Annotated in this window: 19 protein-coding genes; 12 read left to right on the top strand and 7 right to left on the bottom strand. The window is 48.9% G+C overall.

The features are described 5' to 3' along the window. Positions 1-7 precede the first annotated feature (7 nt). The 5 genes from rsmE to metK all read right to left on the bottom strand — a co-directional run bounded on the left by rsmE (position 8) and on the right by metK (position 5,170). On the bottom strand, positions 8-739 hold the full coding sequence (rsmE, locus tag M975_RS15420) for a 16S rRNA (uracil(1498)-N(3))-methyltransferase (protein ID WP_064560810.1): 732 nt from the start codon (positions 737-739) through the stop codon (positions 8-10). A gap of 97 nt (positions 740-836) precedes the next feature. Beyond that, the gene (gene endA / locus M975_RS15415) at positions 837-1,544 is read right to left on the bottom strand and encodes a deoxyribonuclease I (protein ID WP_064560809.1); all 708 of its coding nucleotides are present in this window, start codon (positions 1,542-1,544) and stop codon (positions 837-839) included. 92 nt (positions 1,545-1,636) lie between these two features. Then, positions 1,637-2,152 (bottom strand): SprT family zinc-dependent metalloprotease, encoded by a 516-nt coding sequence (locus tag M975_RS15410; RefSeq protein WP_074388386.1) that lies wholly within the window; start codon positions 2,150-2,152, stop codon positions 1,637-1,639. A gap of 71 nt (positions 2,153-2,223) precedes the next feature. Further along, on the bottom strand, positions 2,224-3,618 hold the full coding sequence (locus M975_RS15405; RefSeq protein WP_064560807.1) for a sugar porter family MFS transporter: 1,395 nt from the start codon (positions 3,616-3,618) through the stop codon (positions 2,224-2,226). Positions 3,619-4,015: 397 nt separating this feature from the next. Then, complete coding sequence (gene metK / locus M975_RS15400; RefSeq protein WP_064560806.1) at positions 4,016-5,170, bottom strand: methionine adenosyltransferase; 1,155 nt, start codon at positions 5,168-5,170, stop codon at positions 4,016-4,018. Positions 5,171-5,641: 471 nt separating this feature from the next. Between metK and M975_RS23605 the strand changes: the two genes are divergently transcribed. The 3 genes from M975_RS23605 to speA all read left to right on the top strand — a co-directional run bounded on the left by M975_RS23605 (position 5,642) and on the right by speA (position 7,955). Beyond that, entirely contained in the window at positions 5,642-5,737 is a 96-nt protein-coding gene (locus M975_RS23605; RefSeq protein WP_420535598.1) for a hypothetical protein, read from the top strand. A gap of 72 nt (positions 5,738-5,809) precedes the next feature. Continuing rightward, positions 5,810-5,986 (top strand): acid stress response protein YqgB, encoded by a 177-nt coding sequence (gene yqgB, locus M975_RS23000; RefSeq protein WP_374941792.1) that lies wholly within the window; start codon positions 5,810-5,812, stop codon positions 5,984-5,986. After that, positions 5,979-7,955: a biosynthetic arginine decarboxylase gene (speA, locus tag M975_RS15395; RefSeq protein ID WP_074388384.1), complete on the top strand. Its 1,977-nt coding sequence runs from the start codon at positions 5,979-5,981 to the stop codon at positions 7,953-7,955. The genes yqgB and speA overlap by 8 nt, the downstream gene beginning before the upstream one ends. Positions 7,956-8,012: 57 nt before the next feature. Here speA and M975_RS15390 read toward each other — a convergent pair whose 3' ends face one another. Further along, positions 8,013-8,888, bottom strand: a complete 876-nt coding sequence (locus tag M975_RS15390; protein ID WP_064560805.1) for a LysR family transcriptional regulator — start codon at positions 8,886-8,888, stop codon at positions 8,013-8,015. Between the two features lie 228 nt (positions 8,889-9,116). Here M975_RS15390 and M975_RS15385 point away from each other — a divergent pair, with 228 nt between their 5' ends. From M975_RS15385 to speB, 3 genes are all read left to right on the top strand, one after another. Beyond that, complete coding sequence (locus tag M975_RS15385) at positions 9,117-9,986, top strand: esterase/lipase family protein (RefSeq protein ID WP_064560804.1); 870 nt, start codon at positions 9,117-9,119, stop codon at positions 9,984-9,986. Between the two features lie 56 nt (positions 9,987-10,042). Beyond that, a complete protein-coding gene (locus tag M975_RS15380) occupies positions 10,043-10,912 on the top strand; it encodes an esterase/lipase family protein (RefSeq protein WP_064560803.1) in 870 nt (289 codons plus the stop codon). Positions 10,913-11,109: 197 nt separating this feature from the next. Then, positions 11,110-12,030, top strand: coding sequence for an agmatinase (speB, locus tag M975_RS15375; protein ID WP_064560802.1), 921 nt, complete (start codon positions 11,110-11,112; stop codon positions 12,028-12,030). A 106-nt stretch (positions 12,031-12,136) separates the two neighbouring features. On the opposite strand, the gene loiP is transcribed toward speB, so the two are convergent. Continuing rightward, the gene (gene loiP, locus M975_RS15370; RefSeq protein WP_064560801.1) at positions 12,137-12,895 is read right to left on the bottom strand and encodes a metalloprotease LoiP; all 759 of its coding nucleotides are present in this window, start codon (positions 12,893-12,895) and stop codon (positions 12,137-12,139) included. Positions 12,896-13,160: 265 nt separating this feature from the next. Here loiP and tkt point away from each other — a divergent pair, with 265 nt between their 5' ends. The 6 genes from tkt (at position 13,161) to fbaA (ending at position 22,242) form a co-directional block, all read left to right on the top strand. Further along, positions 13,161-15,152, top strand: a complete 1,992-nt coding sequence (gene tkt / locus M975_RS15365) for a transketolase (RefSeq protein WP_064560800.1) — start codon at positions 13,161-13,163, stop codon at positions 15,150-15,152. 117 nt (positions 15,153-15,269) lie between these two features. Further along, positions 15,270-16,340 (top strand): 7-bladed beta-propeller protein YncE, encoded by a 1,071-nt coding sequence (gene yncE / locus M975_RS15360; protein WP_064560799.1) that lies wholly within the window; start codon positions 15,270-15,272, stop codon positions 16,338-16,340. A gap of 158 nt (positions 16,341-16,498) precedes the next feature. Continuing rightward, positions 16,499-18,445, top strand: coding sequence for a TonB-dependent receptor domain-containing protein (locus tag M975_RS15355; RefSeq protein ID WP_245164459.1), 1,947 nt, complete (start codon positions 16,499-16,501; stop codon positions 18,443-18,445). A gap of 369 nt (positions 18,446-18,814) precedes the next feature. Next, positions 18,815-19,834: an erythrose-4-phosphate dehydrogenase gene (epd, locus tag M975_RS15350; protein ID WP_064560797.1), complete on the top strand. Its 1,020-nt coding sequence runs from the start codon at positions 18,815-18,817 to the stop codon at positions 19,832-19,834. 48 nt (positions 19,835-19,882) lie between these two features. After that, positions 19,883-21,046 carry a phosphoglycerate kinase gene (gene pgk / locus M975_RS15345; RefSeq protein ID WP_064560796.1) on the top strand — a complete coding sequence of 388 codons (1,164 nt, stop codon included), beginning with the start codon at positions 19,883-19,885 and terminating at the stop codon, positions 21,044-21,046. A 116-nt stretch (positions 21,047-21,162) separates the two neighbouring features. Further along, positions 21,163-22,242, top strand: coding sequence for a class II fructose-bisphosphate aldolase (fbaA, locus tag M975_RS15340; RefSeq protein WP_064560795.1), 1,080 nt, complete (start codon positions 21,163-21,165; stop codon positions 22,240-22,242). The last annotated feature ends 97 nt before the right edge of the window (positions 22,243-22,339 follow it).

The following is a 22,339-nucleotide window of genomic DNA, read 5'->3' as shown; positions in this document are numbered from 1 at the left end:
TCCGTTTTTAGCCCAGGTCGCCAAAACGCACTTGCAGTGCGGTTATAGCAGTGAGCGCGGTAGTCTCAGTACGCAGAACGCGAGGTCCCAACAGAATATCAGTAAACTGATGACGTGCGGTCATGGCAATTTCATCCGCCGTTAAACCGCCTTCCGGGCCAATTAGCAGGCGCACACGTTCAACAGGTTGCGGCAAGGTATTAATACTGGCATTAGCGCGAGGATGCAGGTTGAGCTTCAGACTTGCATCTTCTTCAGCGCACCACACTTCAAGATCCATCGCCGGGCGCACTTCTGGCACGACATTGCGACCGCATTGCTCGCAGGCGGCAATCGCAATTTTCTGCCACTGTCCCAGTTTCTTGTTCAGGCGCTCGGCATCCAGTTTTACGCCACAGCGTTCAGAAAACAAAGGCGTAATCACGTTCACGCCGAGTTCGACGGCTTTCTGAATCGTGAATTCCATCTTCTCACCGCGCGACATGACTTGGCCAAGATGCAGGTGAAGCGGGGATTCACGGTCATCAACGTTTGCGCTCAGGACTTTTACCCGCACGCTTTTTTTATCGGCCTGAACGATTTCAGCATCAAAAACCTGATTGCTGCCATCAAACAATTGCAGCGCGTGGCCTGCACTCATGCGCAATACGCGGCCAACATGATTTGCTGCGTCTTCGCAAAGCGCGATTTCCTGGCCTGCGGCGAGAAGTTCCGGGTGATGAATGCGGGGTATGCGCATGGTTTTTATGATCCAAAATCAAAGGCGTCTGTCTTTCGCCCTCTCCTGGGGAGAGGGCGAAAGACAGCGCTGAATTAACAATTCCCGCTAGTGTAGGTTAGCTGTTTTGTGCCTGGCAAGCCCGCAGCACATAAGGGTTATGATTGCCCTGAACTTTAGCAATGCGCTCATCACGCTCACACTCCCAGGCGGTGACCGGATATTGTTTATTCCACGCCTCAAACAATTGGGTCTGCTGGCGCGAAAGATTAAGCTGGTATTGGTCGCGCATATAGAAGTAGGTGCGGGCGATTGCACCACGCGCACGCGCTGGTGGCTCGGCAACCTTTTCTTTGAAGTCCACTTTCATTGCACATTGGCCATACTGACCTTCGCCGCCATTCCACTGGCTGTACATGAAGTTGTTACGGTCAGCATTCACTTCACCTACAGCGGGTTGCAGGTTGTGCATATCGCTTTCCATCTTGCGGTATTCGGGGTCTTTAGCGCAATTTTTCCGCCCGCCATCTTGCCAGCACTGGCGCTGGTGGCCGAATTGCCAGGCGGGAACAACATGCTCCCATTCGATTCGCGACGCGCGGTTTTCATTTTTACGCACTTTGTAGCCGCATGACTCCAGATCGGGAACACCCTTTTTGCCTTCCCAGTTAATTTTACACCCGCAATAGAAATCACCCGGCGCGTCAGCATTCACTTTGACGCCCGCTGTTTTGGCCTGTGAGAAGTTATTAATGCCGGTGCTTAATGCGGAAAAAGAAGAGAGGGCTGCAACAAGTGCAACAGCCAAATAAATTTTGCGAGACATTTCCAGAATCCTTACTAAATCGAGCCCGCACACTACCGCACGATTTATTGGGATTCAATCAGCAAAATCAGGAAACTTTATGGATAATATTTTTAATTACAGGAGGTTGTAACATCAGGCTTTAACAGGTCGCCACATTGCACACAGCGGTATTCCGATTCACCTCGAACCACACGATTATGGCGCCTGATGGTGAGTTGATGCAGCTGGCAGCGGCAACGGTAGGGGAAGGTATTTTTGCGAACAGATTGCACTTCAAACTTATGTGTCCGGCGGGCAGGAACGCCAAGCACGGTTTCCATCATCCATTTCCACTCTTTGCCGTGTGGCGCCACGCGGCCAAAGTGTTTCCACACCAACAGGTGAGCCAGCTCGTGCGGCACCACCTCATCAATAAAGGTCTGCTGGTTTTCCATCAACAATACGGGGTTGAGGCGAATTTCATAGCTATCCATCCACGCAGTACCTGCGGCGGTTCCACGCTGCTGATAAATCAGTTTCGGTTCCGGATAGTTACGGCCTAAGTGCAAATTGGCCTGTTGAAGTTTTTCTCGCAGGCAACGCATAACGGCTTGTTGGAGTGCGATGGGGAGTCTTGGGGATTTCATAGCGGCCAAGAATAGTGCGAGGCGAGGCAGGGTGCAAGCCCCTCTCCGTAGCGGAAAGGGGCTGGTGACACTTAGTTGTGAGCGCCAATCTCACGTAAACGGCGGCCTTTCATCAGGTTACGTTCGATGTGCTCCAGGGAAACGTGTTTAGTTTCCGGAACCAGCCACACAGTGAGAACAATAAAGAACAGGTTCAACGCAGCGTATACCCAGAAGGTATTCGCATTGCCCAGTGTATTAAGCATGGTCAGGAACGTTGCCCCCACAATCATGTTCGCAATCCAGTTGGTGGCGGTTGAGCATGTGATACCGAAATCACGCCCTTTCAGTGGCTGGATTTCAGAACACAGTACCCAAATCAGCGGACCGGCGCTCATTGCAAAACCAACGATAAACATCAGCAGCATGGCGATAGCGAAGTATTGCGCCCCCTGGGAATGAATGCCGACGTGTAGCATCGTACCGAGAATGCCCATACCTACAGCCATAACCATGAAGCCCAGCACCAGTGTAGGTTTACGGCCCCAACGGTCTACCAGGCCAATCGCAATGAACGTTGCCAGTACGTTGATAAGACCTACGATAACGGTGCCCCACATTTGCTGGGTGGTATTGGTGAAGCCGGCAATTTCGAAGATTTTCGGTGCGTAATACATGATGACGTTCATCCCGGTGAACTGTTGCATCACCTGAAGCAGAACACCAAGGAACACCGCACGACGGAAATGGCTGTTTTCTTTAAACAGTGACCAGCCACTTTGTTTTACCTTTAGGCTTTCACGGATTTCTTCCAGTTCACGCTTTGCTTCGGCACTGGTATCACGCAGGCGCATCAGTACGCGTTCTGCGTCGTGGAAGCGGCGTTTTGCGGCGAACCAACGTGGGCTGTCCGGTAGGAAGAAAACGCCAACCAGTAAGATCAATGCAGGAATGGTGATAACGCCCAGCATCCAGCGCCATGAGCCGTTGTAGCTAAATGCGGTATCGGAAAGGTACGCACCAAGAATACCGATGGTAATCATCAACTGGTACATGGAGATCATGCTGCCACGGATTTTTTCTGGTGCAATCTCAGACAGGTAAAGTGGGGCGGTATAAGACGCAACACCCACAGCCAGGCCAAGCAGCACACGGGAAATAATCAGGATTTCAGTATTGGGTGCGAAAGCTGAACACAGTGAGCCGGCAACAAAAAGCACTGCGCCAATCATCAGGCTGTATTTACGCCCGATACGGAAAGAGAGCCAGCCACTCCCAACGGCACCGACTGCCGCACCGAACATCATCGAACTGACAACCCACTCTTGTTGATGCGCGGTTATCTGGAAATCTTTAGCAATAAACGGTAATGCACCTGCAATAACACCGATATCAAGACCAAACAACAAACCAGCCAGGGCAGCCAGGAAACAGACAAAAAAGGTCATGCTTTTGTTCGAGCGCCCTTGTTTTTTTATGTCAGGCATAATGCTCTCCAGTTGAATTATTAATTTTACCTGTATTTAAGAGTAGGTTAATGGCACGTAAAATTTTGTGATTCAACTCACATTGGTGTAATCGGTTACACTAGTGTCAGGAAGTGTAAGTGTAATTTTTTTATTAAAAACAAAGCGTTAAAGTTGTAAAATAAATCAAAAAAATCACTCACAAGATTAATCTGAAATGTTTTGTAACTAGCGCAGCAACAAACTGTTGTCATGAAGATTAGTCTTAATTAATGCTTTATCAACATGAGTGTAACCGCTTACATTTAATATTGAGGTCTGTGTGAGTGATTTGATGAAGGAGAAGAGAGTGTGCGGATGACTGAAATGAAAAAGGCCAGCTGAGCGCTGGCCTTTGAATTTGGTGAACTGGTGGGGCTTATTTCAGGCCAGCAGCTTCACGCAGCATTTCTGCTTTGTCGGTTTTTTCCCAAGGGAAATGTTCACGACCAAAGTGACCGTATGCTGCGGTCTCTTTGTAGATTGGGTGCAGCAGATCCAGCATCTGAATCAGGCCGTACGGACGCAGGTCGAAGAACTCACGTACCAGCAGGGTCAATTGCTCGGTAGAGATTTTCTCTGTACCGAAGGTTTCAACCATGATGGAAGTTGGCTCAGCAACGCCGATGGCGTAAGAGACCTGAATTTCACAGCGGTCAGCAAGGCCCGCAGCAACGATGTTTTTCGCCACATAACGTGCCGCATACGCCGCAGAACGGTCCACTTTAGATGGATCTTTACCAGAGAACGCGCCGCCACCGTGACGAGCCATGCCGCCGTAGGTATCAACGATAATTTTACGACCGGTCAGACCGCAGTCACCCATTGGGCCACCGATAACAAAACGGCCTGTTGGGTTGATGTGGTATTTAGTGGATGCATTCAACCATTCTGCTGGCAGAACTGGCTTGATGATCTCTTCCATCACGGCTTCTTGCAGCGTTTTCAGTGCAACATCTTCTGAATGCTGAGTAGACAAAACGACCGCATCGATACCAACGATTTTACCGTCGTCATACTGGAAAGTGATCTGGCTTTTTGCATCCGGACGCAACCATGGCAGAGAGCCATTCTTACGAACTTCAGCCTGGCGTTGAACCAGACGGTGTGCGTAAGTGATTGGTGCAGGCATCAGCACTTCGGTTTCGTTGGTTGCATAGCCAAACATCAGGCCCTGGTCACCCGCGCCTTGCTCAAGCGGATCGGTACGGTCAACGCCCTGGTTGATGTCCGGAGACTGCTTGCCGATAGCACTCAGTACTGCGCAAGAGTTGGCATCAAAGCCCATATCAGAATGCACGTAGCCGATTTCACGAATCGTTTGGCGAGTGATCTCTTCGATATCAACCCAGGCGCTGGTGGTGATTTCACCGCCAACCAGAACCATGCCGGTTTTAACGTAAGTCTCACAAGCTACGCGTGCTTTTGGATCCTGTTCCAGGATCGCATCGAGGACCGCATCGGAGATTTGGTCAGCGATTTTATCGGGATGCCCTTCTGATACAGACTCGGACGTAAAGAGGTGCTTGGCCATATTTTATTCACCCTAAGAGAATTAGGTTAGTGCAGACTGCCGATAGTTGGCCTTCATATCAGTCGCATGTACTGATTTATGGAGTTTTCGCCGCAGGTTTCATTTCAGGCAGTCTAACAGTTAATCGGTATAGATGGATTAACATCTGGACGGCTATTCTAGGTTATCCATTAATCAGATTACCAGTGATTTTTACGCTCGCAAGTCGGTTCGGTGAATCTCAGGTGGCAAATTTTACTGACAGTTCCGCAAACCCAGGATTTTTGCTTTGCAATTGTCGCCGGTTATCGGTATAAAGCGGCGCGCGCGGCTCATTCAACAAGCACACAGTTTTTGTGTTGCCCACTTCCAGCCGGGTTGAGCAAATTTCTGAGCTTTGGCTTGTCGCATACCCAAACCGTATGCGTGGAGGTGATACGATTGAAAAAACGCTTTAATTCGCAAACTCTGGCGACCGTCCAGGTCGTGCATATGCTCCTCGCATCCAGCAACTCTTTGCTACAACTGCATTCCTGCCGATGTTATACCCATCTTGGCGCATCGATGGATTCTCGGGCCGGTTTTTAAACCCGCAAAATTCAGAACTTGGGCTCTCTTGTCATCGATAAGAGTATTCTCGTGGTTTCGCCGCTCCGCTCTATGGAGTTCGGTTACGTGTTTTACAATGATATGAAAAAGAAACCGGTCGCACAGTTAGTCTGTCAGCGTCTTATGCTGCTTCTACGCGCTGTTAATGGGTTGTTATTGCGGGATACCCCTGCGATAGTAGTCAACTGTTTTGCACATTCGTTTAAATTTGAGGTTCGCCATGTCTGACAAAATCTCTTCTGTTTCGGGTTCGTCAGTGGGCGAGCAGGATGTACACCGCTCCATGCAGGAGGTTGCCATGAGTTCCCAGGAAGCCAGCAAGATGCTGCGTACTTACAATATTGCCTGGTGGGGCAATAATTATTACGACGTTAACGAGTTGGGCCACATCACCGTTTGCCCGGATCCTGATGTCCCGGAAGCGCGTGTTGATCTTGCTGAGCTGGTAAAAGCCCGTGAAGCACAGGGGCAGCGTTTACCTGCACTGTTCTGCTTCCCGCAGATTTTGCAGCACCGCCTGCGTTCTATCAATGCAGCGTTCAAACGTGCTCGTGAATCCTACGGCTACAAAGGCGACTATTTCCTCGTTTACCCAATCAAAGTGAACCAGCATCGCCGCGTCATTGAATCACTGATTCATTCCGGTGAACCACTGGGTCTGGAAGCGGGTTCTAAAGCGGAACTGATGGCAGTTCTGGCGCACGCTGGTATGACGCGTTCCGTGATTGTGTGTAACGGCTATAAAGACCGCGAATACATCCGCCTGGCGTTGATTGGCGAGAAGATGGGCCACAAGGTTTATCTGGTCATCGAGAAGATGTCAGAAATCCGCATTGTGCTGGAAGAAGCTGAGCGCCTGAATGTGGTTCCACGCCTCGGTGTGCGTGCGCGTCTGGCGTCACAAGGCTCCGGCAAATGGCAGTCTTCGGGCGGCGAGAAATCCAAATTTGGTCTGGCGGCGACGCAGGTTCTGCAACTGGTTGAAATGTTGCGTGAAGCTGGTCGTATCGACAGCCTGCAATTGCTGCACTTCCACCTTGGTTCGCAAATGGCGAACATTCGCGATATCGCTACTGGCGTTCGTGAATCCTCTCGCTTCTACGTTGAACTGCACAAGATGGGCGTTAACATCGAATGCTTCGATGTGGGCGGTGGTCTGGGTGTTGACTATGAAGGGACGCGTTCTCAGTCCGATTGTTCGGTCAACTATGGCCTGAACGAATATGCGAACAACATTATTTGGGCGATTGGCGACGCGTGTGAAGAAAACGGCCTGCCACACCCAACGGTTATCACTGAGTCTGGTCGTGCGGTAACCGCGCACCACACCGTGTTGGTTTCCAACATCATCGGTGTTGAGCGTAACGAATACACCACGCCAACGGCTCCGGCTGCAGACGCGTCCCGTGCGCTGCAAAGCATGTGGGAAACCTGGGGCGAAATGCACGAGCCGAACAACCGTCGCTCGCTGCGTGAATGGCTGCACGATAGCCAGAATGATTTGCATGATATCCATACCGGCTACTCAGCGGGGAGTTTCTCCTTACAAGAACGTGCCTGGGCGGAGCAGCTTTATCTGAGCATGTGCCACGAAATTCAGCGCCTGCTCGACCCAAGCAACCGCGCACACCGTCCGATCATCGACGAGCTGCAAGAGCGTATGGCGGATAAGATTTACGTCAACTTCTCGCTGTTCCAGTCAATGCCGGATGCGTGGGGTATCGACCAGTTGTTCCCGGTACTGCCGCTTGAAGGGCTGAACCAGGTTCCTGAACGTCGTGCGGTACTGCTGGATATCACTTGTGACTCGGACGGTGCTATCGATCACTACATCGACGGTGACGGCATTGCGACGACCATGCCGATGCCAGAATATGATGCAGAAAACCCACCACTGTTGGGCTTCTTCATGGTTGGCGCATACCAGGAAATTCTGGGCAACATGCACAACCTGTTCGGTGATACAGAAGCGGTAGACGTGTTTGTCTTCCCTGACGGCAGCGTAGAGGTCGAGCTTTCTGACGAAGGCGATACCGTGGCGGACATGCTGGAATATGTTCAGCTTGATCCAAAAACCTTGCTGAAACATTTCCGTGATCAGGTTAAACAGACCGATCTGGATGCTGGTTTGCAGCAGCAGTTCCTCGAAGAGTTCGAGGCTGGGTTGTATGGCTATACTTATTTAGAAGACGAGTAATTAGCGCAAAGAGGTTGAGTACCGATAAGGTGCTCAACCTCATTTTTTAATGACCAATTATAAAGCGGCAGATAGCGTTTTCTTGATTATCTGAATTTCCTGGTTTGTTTTTAAATTAGCATTAAACAATATGATATTTTTATAAGTCGCTCCTTTTATCGGTACTCTTGTAATTGATGCTGATGAATGCAGTTCGGCAAATTTACGAGGAAGCAATAACATTCCTTTTTTTTGTATTACCGAATAAAACATGGTTGTAATGTCGGCATCTACTTCTTTAAAGAAAATAAGCGGTAGCGTATTGCCTAACAGCACACTCACCCGCGATTTAATTTCCTCAACATAACTGCATGGCCGTATAAATAAAGGCAATGCCTTCATCGTTTCAATGTCATGAAGATCATCCCTGGTCACTGATGTAGCCATAATTAGCTCCATAGAATCCTCATTGATTGTTTCTTTAGTGATCCCTTCGATTACGTTAAAATCCCTCATGGATATAATAGTGATATGCTTGTTGTTTTTTACGCGCAATATTGTTTCTTGGTTGACCAATATTCTGGAGTGCGTGAAGTTTAGATGTTCACCCTGAAGAGAATAAACAATATATTTGTAGTAGTTATAAGGAACGGAAATATCAAAGATGAGTTCGGACGTTTTTTTATTTCCATACATATGGAATTTGTTTTCTACGGATGAAAGAATTTCATAAAGAGGCTTTAACTGGTTGTAAAATTCAATGGCAATATTTGTTGGGATTAATTCATTGTAATTGCGATTGAAAAGTTTGCTGCCGATTAAATTTTCCAATTCACTAATGATTTTGATCAGCGGTGAACGTGTAATGAATAACTTCTCTGCTGCGCTATTAATACATCGTTCCTCCATTGTCACTATAAAATACTTCATTTTTTTCGATAATAAAAAATTCATTAAACTTCCTTTCCCTGTCCTTAAGTAATGATGACAACAAGAGCATTACGCTTTCTTTTTGCCGTGATGTATCACCTGTTTTCTAACACCTACAGCCGTTTACACAAAGACTATAAATTAACCAGCAAACCTTCACTTTATAGATAATATTTAATAAATAACCCGGTAGATTCATAAAGGCCAGCTAATGGTAGCCAGCAAATAACTGAAATTTACTACGGAGTTATTATGTGCACGAAATATCCAGTCGTATTGGTTCATGGGGTTTTAGGTTTTGATCAGATTTTGGGCTACCCGTATTTCTTCGGGGTTAAAGAGGCTCTGGAACGTATGGGTGCGGATGTTTATACCGCTTCCCTTTCCGGTGTTAATTCTGATGCGGTCAGGGGTGAACAACTTTGGGATTTTATTCAGGATGTAAAACGCAAAAGTCGCAAAGATAAAGTTAACTTAATTGGCCACAGCCAGGGTGCTCTGGACAGCCGCTATGTCGCTGCTACTTATCCTGGCAGCGTTGCCTCTGTGACATCTGTTGACGGTGTTAATCACGGCTCGGAATCGGCAGATGCATTACGGGCAGCGCTTGAGCCGGGAAGCTGTAAAGAAGGTGCGGTTGCATTGGCTTTTGAAGCATTTGAAAAAGCCATCGCTTTTCTAACTGGCCACCCATTCGAGCCGGAAGATGCTGTTGCTGCGCTAGATGCATTAACCACTGCGGGCGTTGAGGAATTTAACAAGAAGTATCCACAAGCATTGCCGGAAGTATGGGGTGGTGAAGGTGCCGAAATCGTCAATGGTATTAACTACTATTCCTGGAGCGGTATTATTAAAGATGGTCTTTGTGAGCAGGGTTTGAATGAACTGGACCCGCTGCATTTGTGGATGAAGCATAGTGCTAAAACTTTTGTTAAGGAAGCCGATCAGAATGATGGGTTAGTTGGTCGCTACAGTTCGCACTTAGGCAAGGTTATCTGTTCAGATTATTCCATGGATCACCTGGATGCCATTAATCAGATTGCCGGAATTCGAACAAATACGGTTGACCCCATCGAAATCTATACTGACCATATTGAGTTTTTACGCTCAAAAGGCTTGTAATTCGCCATCATTAAATTTGATGAGTCATAATCAATATATTTATTACGGAAAATAATATGTGTACTAAATATCCTGTTGTATTAGTTCATGGATGGTCCGGTTTTTCTACTATCTTAGGTTACCCTTATTATTTTGGCGTGAAAGAAGCGCTGGAGAAAAAAGGGGCCGATGTTTATACCGCTTCACTTTCTGGCGTAAATACTGACGACGTTCGGGGTGAACAGCTCTGGGATTTCATTCAGGACGTAAAACGCAAAAGCGGCAAAGATAAAGTTAACTTAATTGGTCACAGCCAGGGTGCTCTTGATTGCCGCTATGTTGCAGCAGTCTACCCGCACAGTGTGGCTTCCGTGACTTCTGTTGATGGTGCAAACCATGGCTCGGAATCGGCAGATGCCTTGCGGGCGGCTTATGAACCTGGTAGTTGCAAAGAAGGTTTTGTCGCGCTGGCCGTGAATGCGTTTGAAAAAGCCATTGCCTTTCTCAGCGGTCATCCTTTTGAGCCGGAGGATTTTATTGCTTCGTTGAATTCACTCACTACTGAAGGTGTTCAGGCATTCAATGAAAAATATCCTCAGGGTTTGCCGGAAGTTTGGGGTGGAGAAGGTCCTGAAGTGGTTAATGGTATTTATTATTATTCATGGAGCGGCATTATTAAAGACGGAATTTGTGAACAGGGATTAAATGAACTGGATCCTCTCCATCTGTGGATGAAACACGGTGCAAAGACATTCGTTAATGAGGTGGATCAAAATGACGGACTTGTGGGGCGATATAGCTCTCATCTTGGTAAGGTTATTTGCTCGGATTATTCTATGGATCACCTCGATGCTATTAACCAGCTAGCAGGTATCCGGACAAATACGGTCAATGTGATCGACCTTTATACGGACCACCTGGATTTTTTGCGTTCTAAAGGTGTGTAACCTTTATGCGTTGAGTGGTTTTAGCTGATTTGTTCTATACTGCCTGGTATGAAGTACAGACTATTGAACCTGAGCGAAATTACGGCGATAATCCGCCCACAAGCAGTCTGAATGAATCCAGTCCCTTCCTCGTCGGGTTTAACGACGCGGAGGGGACTTTTTTTTGCTAATAATTACCATCATCGTGAGGTCAAACCATGAGCACCTTAGGCCATCAGTACGACAATTCCCTGGTATCCAATGCCTTCGGTTTTTTACGTTTTCCGCTGAACTTCATGCCATACGACAGCGATGCCGATTGGGTGATCACGGGTGTTCCATTTGATGCGGCAACGTCTGGCCGTGCGGGTGGACGTCATGGTCCTGCGGCAATTCGTCAGGTTTCTACTAACCTGGCATGGGAAGGCAACCGCTTCCCGTGGAATTTCGACATGCGTGAACGCCTGAACGTTGTTGATTGTGGCGACCTGGTTTACGCTTTCGGTGATGCGCGCGATATGAGCGAACGTCTGCAAGCCCACGCAGAAAAATTGCTGTCTGCCGGTAAGCGTATGCTCTCTTTCGGTGGTGACCACTTTGTGACTTTGCCACTGTTGCGTGCCCACGCGAAGCACTTCGGTAAAATGGCGCTGGTGCATTTCGATGCCCACACTGATACCTACGCAAATGGCTGCGAGTTCGACCACGGCACCATGTTCTACACCGCACCTAAAGAAGGTTTGATCGACCCGAACCACTCGGTGCAAATTGGTATTCGTACCGAATTCGACAAAGACAACGGTTTTACCGTGTTGGATGCAGGCCAGGTTAACGACCGCACTGTTGACGACGTGTTGGCTCAGGTGAAGCAGATTGTTGGCGATATGCCGGTTTACCTGACCTTTGATATCGATTGTATCGACCCTGCTTTCGCACCAGGTACCGGCACGCCGGTTATCGGTGGTTTGACTACCGATCGTGCGCTGAAACTGGTTCGTGGTTTGAAAGACCTGAACATCGTAGGTATGGACGTTGTGGAAGTGTCTCCGGCTTACGACCAGTCTGAAATTACTGCACTGGCGGGCGCAACTCTCGCGCTAGAAATGCTGTATATCCAGGCGGCTAAGAAAGGCGAGTAATCGCCTTTATTGAGTGTTGCCCCCTCACCCTAACCCTCTCCCAAAGGAGAGGGGATGGTACGGTTTCTCCTTCTCCTGGGGGAGAAGGTCGGGATGAGGGGTAATTTTACTTCAACCCATCTGCCGCCATACGGTCACGAATATGCTGAGCACGTTCGGCTGAAGCAGGGTGGTCGTCTAGCATCGAGCTTTGGCGGCCTTCTTCTGCCTTCGCTAACTTCTCAAAACTGGTCGCCAGGCCAATTGGATTGATTCCACGTTTTCTCAACAAATCATATGAGTAGTCATCGGCTTCAGACTCCTGACGCTGTGAGAACTGCGCATTCACCAGTTTCTCGCCTAAATCACCCAGTTGCGACTGCGACAAACTGCCAATCACACCGCCTGCTGAGGCTGCTGCAACACGAGCCGCGTTAGTCCCCAACGCAACCTGCATACCTTTCTTCACATGACCGAGTGCAACGTGGCCCATTTCATGGCCGATAACCGCTTCCACTTCGTTATCGTTCATCATGTCCATCAGACCGCTATAAACACGGATACAGCCGTTAGCCATGGCAAATGCGTTCACGTCTTTAGTGACGTACACCTTGTAGTTCACCGGCATGCCGTTGATGTTGTCGCCGAGAGCTGAGGAAATCTTGCTGAGACGTTGAGCGTATTCGCTACTGGCTGGGGCGATGCTGGCTTTGCTATCGAGCTCAGTACAGGATTTATCACTCAACTCTTTTACTTGCGCATCACTTAATGTGTACGCCTGAAATGCTTCCGCACCGGAAGTGAGCAGACCGTTAGAGTCCATGTTCTGGCAGCCGCTCAGAAGGGCAGCAACGCTCAGGCTTAATAAAATTGGGCGCAATTTCATGCCAATATCCTTAATTAGTGATAACTGCTCAGAGGTGTTTCAGCCACAAACCGCTGGCTAGTCGCTTCAGTATAAAGAAGTTACTTAAACTCGCGCAGTAACTTGCGCAACATGCGAGCAGCTTCCAGAGATTTCTTAACAGGACAAAAGGATGCTCCATGTACATGGCACACGGCTTGCGGTACATTGATGGCAATTTTTTGGGCGTAGCCCATAACGCATAGTAGTCAAGGCCTGACCTTCAACCATCCGATCTGGAGTCAAAATGTCCTCTCGTAAAGAGCTTGCCAATGCTATTCGTGCACTCAGCATGGACGCAGTACAAAAAGCCAAATCCGGTCACCCGGGTGCCCCTATGGGTATGGCCGACATTGCCGAAGTCCTGTGGCGCGATTTCCTGAACCATAACCCGCAGAACCCTGCATGGGCTGACCGTGACCGCTTCGTGCTGTCTAACGGCCATGGCTCAATGCTGATTTACAGCTTGCTGCATCTCACAGGTTATGACCTGCCGATTGAAGAACTGAAAAACTTCCGTCAGCTGCATTCTAAAACTCCGGGTCACCCGGAAGTGGGCTACACCGCGGGTGTTGAAACCACAACTGGCCCGCTGGGTCAGGGTGTTGCGAACGCAGTGGGTATGGCAATTGCTGAACGCACCATGGCAGCACAGTTCAACCGTCCAGGTCACGACATCGTTGACCACTTCACCTACACCTTTATGGGTGATGGCTGCATGATGGAAGGTATCTCCCATGAAGTTTGCTCTCTGGCGGGTACGCTGGGTCTGGGTAAACTGGTTGCCTTCTATGATGACAACGGTATCTCCATCGACGGCCACGTTGAAGGCTGGTTCACTGACGATACTGCTAAACGCTTTGAAGCCTACGGCTGGCATGTAGTGCGCGGCGTTGACGGCCATGATGCAGACGCTATCAAACGCGCTGTTGAAGAAGCTAAAGCCGTTACTGACAAACCTTCACTGCTGATGTGCAAAACCATCATCGGTTTCGGTTCGCCAAACAAAGCCGGTACGCACGATTCCCACGGCGCACCTTTGGGTGACGCGGAAATCGCACTGACCCGTGAAGCTCTGGGCTGGAAACACGCGCCATTCGAAATCCCGTCTGAGATTTATGCTCAGTGGGACGCGAAAGAAGCAGGTCAGGCGAAAGAAGCGGCATGGAACGAGAAGTTCGCGGCATATGCTAAAGCCTTCCCGCAAGAGGCTGCTGAATTTACCCGTCGTATGAAAGGCGACATGCCTGCTGAGTTTGCGGCGAAAGCGCAGGAGTTCATCAAGAACCTGCAAGCGAACCCGGCTAAAATCGCCAGCCGTAAAGCATCCCAGAACACCATCGAAGCGTTCGGCCACCTGCTGCCAGAATTCCTCGGCGGCTCTGCAGATCTCGCACCTTCTAACCTGACTATCTGGTCTGGCTCTAAGGCTATCAACGAAGATCTGGCCGGTAACTACATCCATTACGGTGTACGTGAATTCGGTATGACCGCGATTGCCAACGGTATCGCGCTGCACGGTGGTTTCCTGCCGTACACCTCTACTTTCCTGATGTTTGTTGAATATGCCCGTAATGCGGTGCGTATGGCAGCATTGATGAAGCAACGCCAGGTGATGGTCTACACCCACGACTCCATCGGTCTGGGCGAAGATGGCCCAACTCACCAGCCTGTAGAGCAGCTTGCTGCCCTGCGCGTGACGCCAAACATGAGCACATGGCGTCCATGTGACCAGGTTGAGTCTGCGGTGGCGTGGAAATACGCTGTAGAACGTCATGACGGCCCGACCGCGCTGATCTTCTCCCGTCAGAACCTGGCACAGCAGGATCGTACCGAACAGCAACTGGCAGATGTTGCCCGTGGCGCATACGTTCTGAAAGATTGTGCAGGCACGCCTGAGCTGATTCTGATTGCGACCGGTTCTGAAGTTGAGCTGGCTGTTGCAGCCTGGGATCAACTGACTGCTGAAGGCATCAAAGCGCGTGTGGTTTCCATGCCGTCTACCGATGCATTCGACAAACAAGATCCGGCTTACCGTGAAGCGGTACTGCCGAAAGCGGTTGCTGCGCGTGTTGCTATCGAAGCCAGCATCGCTGACTACTGGTACAAATACGTTGGCCTGAACGGCGCGGTAGTGGGCATGACCACCTTTGGTGAGTCAGCACCTGCTGAGCTTCTGTTTGAAGAGTTTGGTTTCACCGTTGCAAACGTAGTGAAACAAGCTAAAGCAGTTCTGTAAAACGTAATCCCCTAAGGCCAGCAAACATTGATTGCTGGCCTTTTTTTTATCTGTTGTTGATAATGCAATTGAAAATTATTATCATTCACATTCGTAAATAAATGTGAATCTAAGTAAATGAATCGACATACTTTGTACGGATACCAGAAATCGGGCTTCATTGCTTTAACCGTCGCACTATTGATGAGCTCACTGAGCGCGAGCGCTAAACCACTCCCTGAAAAGGACTTTCTTACCGTTCCGGTGGGTAATGGCGTGTATGAGCTGGCATATGACGCCTCTCAAAACGTTCTGTTTGCTGCCTCTGCCCCTTCGTTTGATAAAGATAAAACGGATGGTCTGGTCTACAAGCTGAACCCAGACACGTTGAAGACAACGGGGAAAATCACCACTGAGCGACGCGCATTTGCCACACTGCTGGATGAAGAAAACCATATTTTGTATATCGGTAACACCCTTGAAGGGGCCGTCACGCTTATTGATACGCGCACCGACAAAGAGATTAAAACGGTTCAACTGAGTGATATTAGTAACCCCAAAGAAATCGTTCACACCCGTGAAATGGCGCTCGATAAAAAACACCAGCGCTTATATGTCTCTGGCGTTACCCAGCAAGGAATTATTTGGGTGATCGATACGCAAAAACAGCAGCACATTGCGACCATTGAAAATATGGGTGAATATCCAACCGGGTTGACTGTCGATGAAGGCAAAGGGCGAGTTTATGCTGTAAACGGCAGTGGGGAATTTATTACGCTTGATGCCAGCGATAATAAAATTATTTCACGTGTTAAAGTTGAACCGCAGAAAAAACACTTCTTCTTAAATATCGCGCTGGATAATAAAAAAGAGCGTGCATTTATTACCGACCCCGATTTGCCTGATGTGCTGGTGGTTTCACTAAAAGACGGAAAAATCATTGATCGTATTAAGGTGATTAACTCTCTGGCTGTGATGTACAACAATGGCCGCAACGAGGTGTATATCACTCACCGTAACGCGCAGCTGATTAGCGTTGTCGACGCTGATACTTATAAAGTGAAAGCCAGCATCGCGACATCGGCCTTGCCTAATAGCCTTGCGCTCTCAGCGGATGGCCACACTCTTTATGCCAGCGTGAAGCAGAGTGAAAAAGAGATCGGTAAAAAACCGGACTACATTATTAAAGTCGAACTCGACAAAATCTAACTCACTTTTCATTAAAAGAACAATAAAGCCCTGTGGTGAAAATTCACAGGGCCGGCAGGCTTTTTTTTCAATATCTTGGGTAATAAAAAATGGCAACGAATAAGCAGTTGGTGTTGGCAAGAAGAGTGGCAGGAATAATAGTGCTGGCAGGGGGCGCTATGCTCCCCGTGTTGGCCGAGGAAAATAACGCTTCTCTTAAAGAATCTGAAGATCAAATGGTCGTGACGGCATCGGGTTTTTCTCAACAGAAAAAAGATGCCCCGGCGACAATTTCTGTTATTGACAGAAAACAGCTCGATGAAAAACCAAACAGGAATGTCGCCGAAGCCATTCAGGATTTACCCGGTGTTAATATCGGCAGTGGCTCAAGCGATATGGCAACCGGCAGTATTATGATGCGCGGTATGGACTCAGGCTATACAGCATTTATGGTTAATAGCGTGAAACAAAATACCGGTGAGTCACGGCCTTATGGGCAGGATATTGGTGCCGAGGTCAACTTCCTGCCGCCGATGGAAGCTATCGAACGAATTGAAGTCATTCGCGGGCCGATGTCATCGCTGTATGGTTCAGATGCAATTGGCGGTGTGGTCAACGTTATCACCAAAAAGCCTTATGGCGTGGCTGACTGGACCGGGGCATTGGCGGCAAACACCTTCATTCAGGAAGACAGTTCATTCGGTAATACCAACCAGATGAATTTATTTGCCATGGGGCCACTTGTGCCGGATGTGTTAGGTATCAGCGTCGCCGCCGACTGGCTTAATCGTCGCGATGACGAACGTAATAACTATTTCAGTAAAAACGATCGTAAATCTCTCGATATGACTGTAGGTCTTGCGGCAAACGAAACTAACCTTTTTGATCTGAATGTGGTGACGGGAAAACAGAAGAAAAATCGTGATGAAGCGCCATGGATGTGGACGTTTGACAGGGATGCGGTGACGCTGAGCCACAGCGGTTGGTATGCCGAAGACATGATCGCGACCAATAACTATCTCAACTATGAGAAGGGTCGCTCTAAATACAACCTGGACGGCGATGCACCGCAGTACATTGAGACTGAAAACTACGTTGCGAATAGCCAGACCACTTTCTCGTTCGAGAATCACAAACTCACCGTTGGGGCTAACTTCACCCGTGAAGAATTAAACGATCAGTTCGCTGTTTCCAGTAAAGAAGCGCCTGGCGTTGAACCGGTGACCAAAATCAGCCGCGAAGGTTGGGCGCTGTTTGCTGAAGACGGCTGGCAGATTGGGGACTTTACGCTGACCACCTCTGCACGTATGGACCGCGACAACTATTTTGGCACACACATCACGCCAAAACTTTATGGCAACTGGGCAATTACGGACGCCTGGGCTCTGAAAGGCGGGGTATCTTCAGGTTATAAAAAACCTGAGTTGCGTGAAACCTCCGCTGATTTTGTTACGCCACGTGGCTCATTACCACCGTACCCTTATTTGACCGTGGGTAACGATGACCTGAAACCAGAGAAAAGCGTTAACTCTGAGTTAGGTTTGTACTGGGCGGGAGAAAAACTGGCGTTAGACGGCACGGTTTTCTACACCCAATTTAAAGATAAAATCTCGGAAGAGACTATTTGCGAAACGACGGCGACTAACCAGTGCCAGATGAACGGCTATAAAGCTGACTCCATCAGCAAATACTTTAACGTCGGCAAAGCTGATGTTTACGGTGTGGAGCTGAATGCGGACTGGCAAGTGACGGAAACCGTGAAGGCCAACGCGAACTACACGTATAACCATAGTGAGCAGAAAACAGGTGTGAATAAGGGTTATGCGCTCAATGACTTCCCACGCCATATGGCGAACTTGTCACTGACCTTGTCGGCGACACAAGCGTTAGATCTGTGGAGCAAAACAAATTACCGCAGTAGCAATCGCGATACCGGCGACCATATTGATTATGACGCCTGGACGATGGTTGACCTCGGTGCGCGTTACCAGTTGAACAAAAATACTCAGCTTATGGCTGGGGTGTACAACGTGTTTGATGCCGACCCACAACGTGTCAGCCCATGGGGTGATTACGGGCTGGTCGAGGGGCGTCGTTATAATCTGGGGGCCCGAATCGAATTTTGATTGAAAGCCTGTCAGGATAAACGCTGCCAGCTGGCAGCGTTTACTCTTCATCGTTGAAATCCAGTTTTACTACGGAGCCTGTAATTCTGGGTAGTCGCGTGTTTACGCTGGCTACTATTCGTTCTTAGCCCATAATTCGTTGCAGTTATTCCATCGAAAATGTGACCTGCGTCAGAAGATTAGTTGCCTGTCCTGGGGTAACGTTCCATTTATTCCCCGTTTCGCTTACCATAGCTGAAGCGTTTCAGTCGACTAAATGTTCGACAATTAAGCAAACAAATGCAGTTTCAATAGTGCGAGGATTCCCCTCAGACGATTGCTGGATTACTCTGTCAGCCACTAAGTCTCAGGGATTCTGGCAGGAGAGATATGACCGTACGCATAGCAATTAATGGCTTCGGTCGCATTGGGCGCAACGTGGTACGTGCTTTGTACGAATCCGGTCGCCGTGCGGAAATTACCGTCGTAGCAATCAATGAACTGGCTGATGCTGCGGGTATGGCGCATCTGTTGAAATACGACACCAGCCATGGCCGCTTTGCCTGGGATGTACGCCAGGAGCGCAGTCAGTTATGGGTCGGTGACGACACCATCCGAATTTTGCACGAACCAGAAATTGCGAATTTGCCGTGGCGTGAACTGGGCGTAGATGTAGTGCTGGATTGTACCGGTGTGTTTGGCTCCCGTGCAGACGGTGAAGCGCATCTGACTGCTGGTGCCAAAAAAGTTCTCTTCTCTCATCCTGGCGGTAACGACCTCGACGCCACCGTCGTTTACGGTGTGAATCATGAAAGTGTGGTGGCTGAACATTGCATTGTTTCCAATGCTTCATGCACCACAAACTGCATTATTCCTATTATCAAATTGCTTGATGATGCATATGGTATTGAGTGGGGCACTGTGACCACCATTCATTCGGCCATGCATGATCAACAGGTTATCGACGCCTATCACCCGGACTTGCGCCGCACCCGTGCTGCCAGCCAGTCCATTATTCCCGTAGATACGCGTCTGGCTGCTGGTATCGCACGTATTTTCCCGCAATTTAACGATCGTTTTGAAGCGATCGCGGTGCGAGTTCCGACCATCAACGTCACGGCTATCGATTTGAGCGTGACAGTGAAAAATGCAGTTAAAGCCAATGAAGTCAACAAGTTGCTGCAAAAAGCAGCACGGGATTCATTTCATGGTATAGTTGACTATACGGAATTACCGTTGGTCTCGACTGATTTTAACCACGATCCGCACAGTGCCATTGTTGACGGCACGCAAACCCGGGTCAGTGGGCAACATCTGATTAAAACTCTAGTCTGGTGTGATAACGAATGGGGCTTTGCTAACCGAATGCTCGACACGACGTTAGTCATGGCCGCAAGTGGTTTCAGGTAGAGCGCATATGCGTTCGCAAAACTTTAAGAATCAACGAGAGGATTCACCATGTCTGTAATTAAGATGACCGATCTGGATCTAGCTGGTAAGCGCGTTCTGATCCGTGCAGATTTGAACGTACCAGTTAAAGAAGGGAAAGTGACATCTGACGCACGTATCCGTGCATCTTTGCCAACTATCGAACTGGCCCTGAAGCAAGGCGCTAAAGTGATGGTTACTTCTCACCTGGGTCGCCCGACTGAAGGCGAGTACAATGAAGAATTCTCTCTGCTGCCGGTTGTTAACTACCTGAAAGACAAATTGTCTGCTCCGGTTCGCCTGGCTAAAGATTACCTCGACGGCGTTGAAGTTGCTGCGGGTGAACTGGTTGTTCTGGAAAACGTTCGCTTTAACAAAGGCGAAAAGAAAGACGACGAAACACTGTCTAAAAAATACGCTGCACTGTGTGACGTATTCGTAATGGACGCTTTTGGTACTGCGCACCGTGCACAGGCTTCTACTCACGGCGTTGGTAAATTTGCTGACATCGCTTGTGCAGGCCCGCTGCTGGCTGAAGAGCTGAGCGCACTGGGTAAAGCACTGAAAGAACCTGCTCGTCCAATGGTTGCCATCGTTGGCGGTTCTAAAGTTTCTACCAAACTGACTGTTCTTGATTCCCTGTCCAAAATCGCTGACCAGCTGATTGTTGGCGGTGGCATCGCGAACACCTTCGTTGCTGCTCAAGGCCACAACGTGGGTAAATCCCTGTACGAAGCAGACCTGGTTGACGAAGCTAAACGCCTGCTGACCATCTGTGATATCCCAGTTCCTGCGGATGTTCGCGTTGCTACTGAGTTCTCTGAGTCTGCTGCTGCAACTCTGAAATCTGTAAACGACGTGAAATCTGACGAGCAGATCCTGGATATCGGTGATGCATCTGCGCAGCAACTGGCTGAAATCCTGAAGAATGCGAAAACCATTCTGTGGAACGGCCCGGTTGGCGTGTTCGAATTCCCGAACTTCCGTAAAGGTACTGAAATCGTTGCTAATGCAATTGCAGACAGCGAAGCATTCTCTATCGCAGGCGGCGGTGACACTCTGGCAGCAATCGACCTGTTCGGTATTGCTGACAAGATCTCCTACATCTCCACTGGTGGCGGCGCATTCCTCGAGTTCGTGGAAGGCAAAGTACTGCCAGCAGTAGCGATGCTCGAAGAGCGCGCTAAGAAGTAATAATGACGGGCAGGGTTTCCTGCCCGTTTGTTTTTTGCCGCCGATTTTAGTAAGCGGTTAATATTTCTTTATTTACCCTAACGGGCAAATTGGCCGACGATACAGGACAAACAACCATGTCTAAGATTTTTGATTTCGTAAAACCTGGTGTAATCACTGGTGATGACGTACAGAAAGTTTTCCAGATTGCAAAAGAAAACAACTTTGCTCTGCCAGCAGTTAACTGCGTAGGCACCGACTCTATCAACGCCGTACTGGAAACTGCTGCGAAAGTTAAAGCACCAGTTATCGTTCAGTTCTCTAACGGTGGCGCTGCATTCATCGCGGGTAAAGGCGTGAAAACTGACGTTCCTCAGGGTGCAGCAATCCTGGGCGCAATCTCTGGCGCACATCACGTTCACCAGATGGCTGAACATTACGGCGTGCCAGTTATCCTGCACACCGACCACTGCGCTAAGAAACTGCTGCCATGGATCGACGGCCTGTTGGACGCTGGCGAAAAACACTTCGCGGCAACTGGCAAACCACTGTTCTCTTCTCACATGATCGACCTGTCTGAAGAGTCTCTGGAAGAAAACATCGAGATCAGCTCTAAATATCTGGCTCGTATGTCCAAAATGGGCATGACTCTGGAAATCGAACTGGGTTGCACCGGCGGCGAAGAAGATGGCGTAGATAACAGCCATATGGACGCATCTGCTCTGTACACTCAGCCAGAAGACGTTGATTACGCTTACACCGAACTGAGCAAAATCAGCCCTCGTTTCACTATCGCTGCTTCTTTCGGTAACGTGCACGGTGTTTACAAGCCAGGTAACGTGGTTCTGACCCCGACTATCCTGCGTGATTCTCAGGACTATGTTTCTAAGAAACACAACCTGCCACACAACTCTCTGAACTTCGTATTCCACGGCGGTTCCGGTTCTACAGCTCAAGAAATCAAAGATTCCGTGAGCTACGGTGTTATCAAAATGAACATCGATACCGATACTCAGTGGGCAACTTGGGAAGGTATCCTGAGCTACTACAAAGCTAACGAAGCTTACCTGCAGGGCCAGTTGGGCAACCCTAAAGGCGAAGATCAGCCGAACAAAAAATACTACGATCCACGCGTATGGCTGCGTTCTGCACAGACTTCAATGATCACCCGTCTGGAGCAGGCTTTCAAAGAACTGAACGCAGTAGACGTTCTGTAATTTGAAGCAGTAAATGCTTGAATCAAGCCCGCTTCGTGCGGGCTTTTTTGTATCTTTAATAAATTTTTATCTGCAACCCAGGCTTAAAAATCCAGCA

The sequence above is a fragment of the Buttiauxella brennerae ATCC 51605 genome, from assembly GCF_001654925.1.
GTDB classification, from domain to species: Bacteria; Pseudomonadota; Gammaproteobacteria; order Enterobacterales; family Enterobacteriaceae; genus Buttiauxella; species Buttiauxella brennerae.
This window is presented reverse-complemented; position numbering and strand designations above follow the sequence as displayed.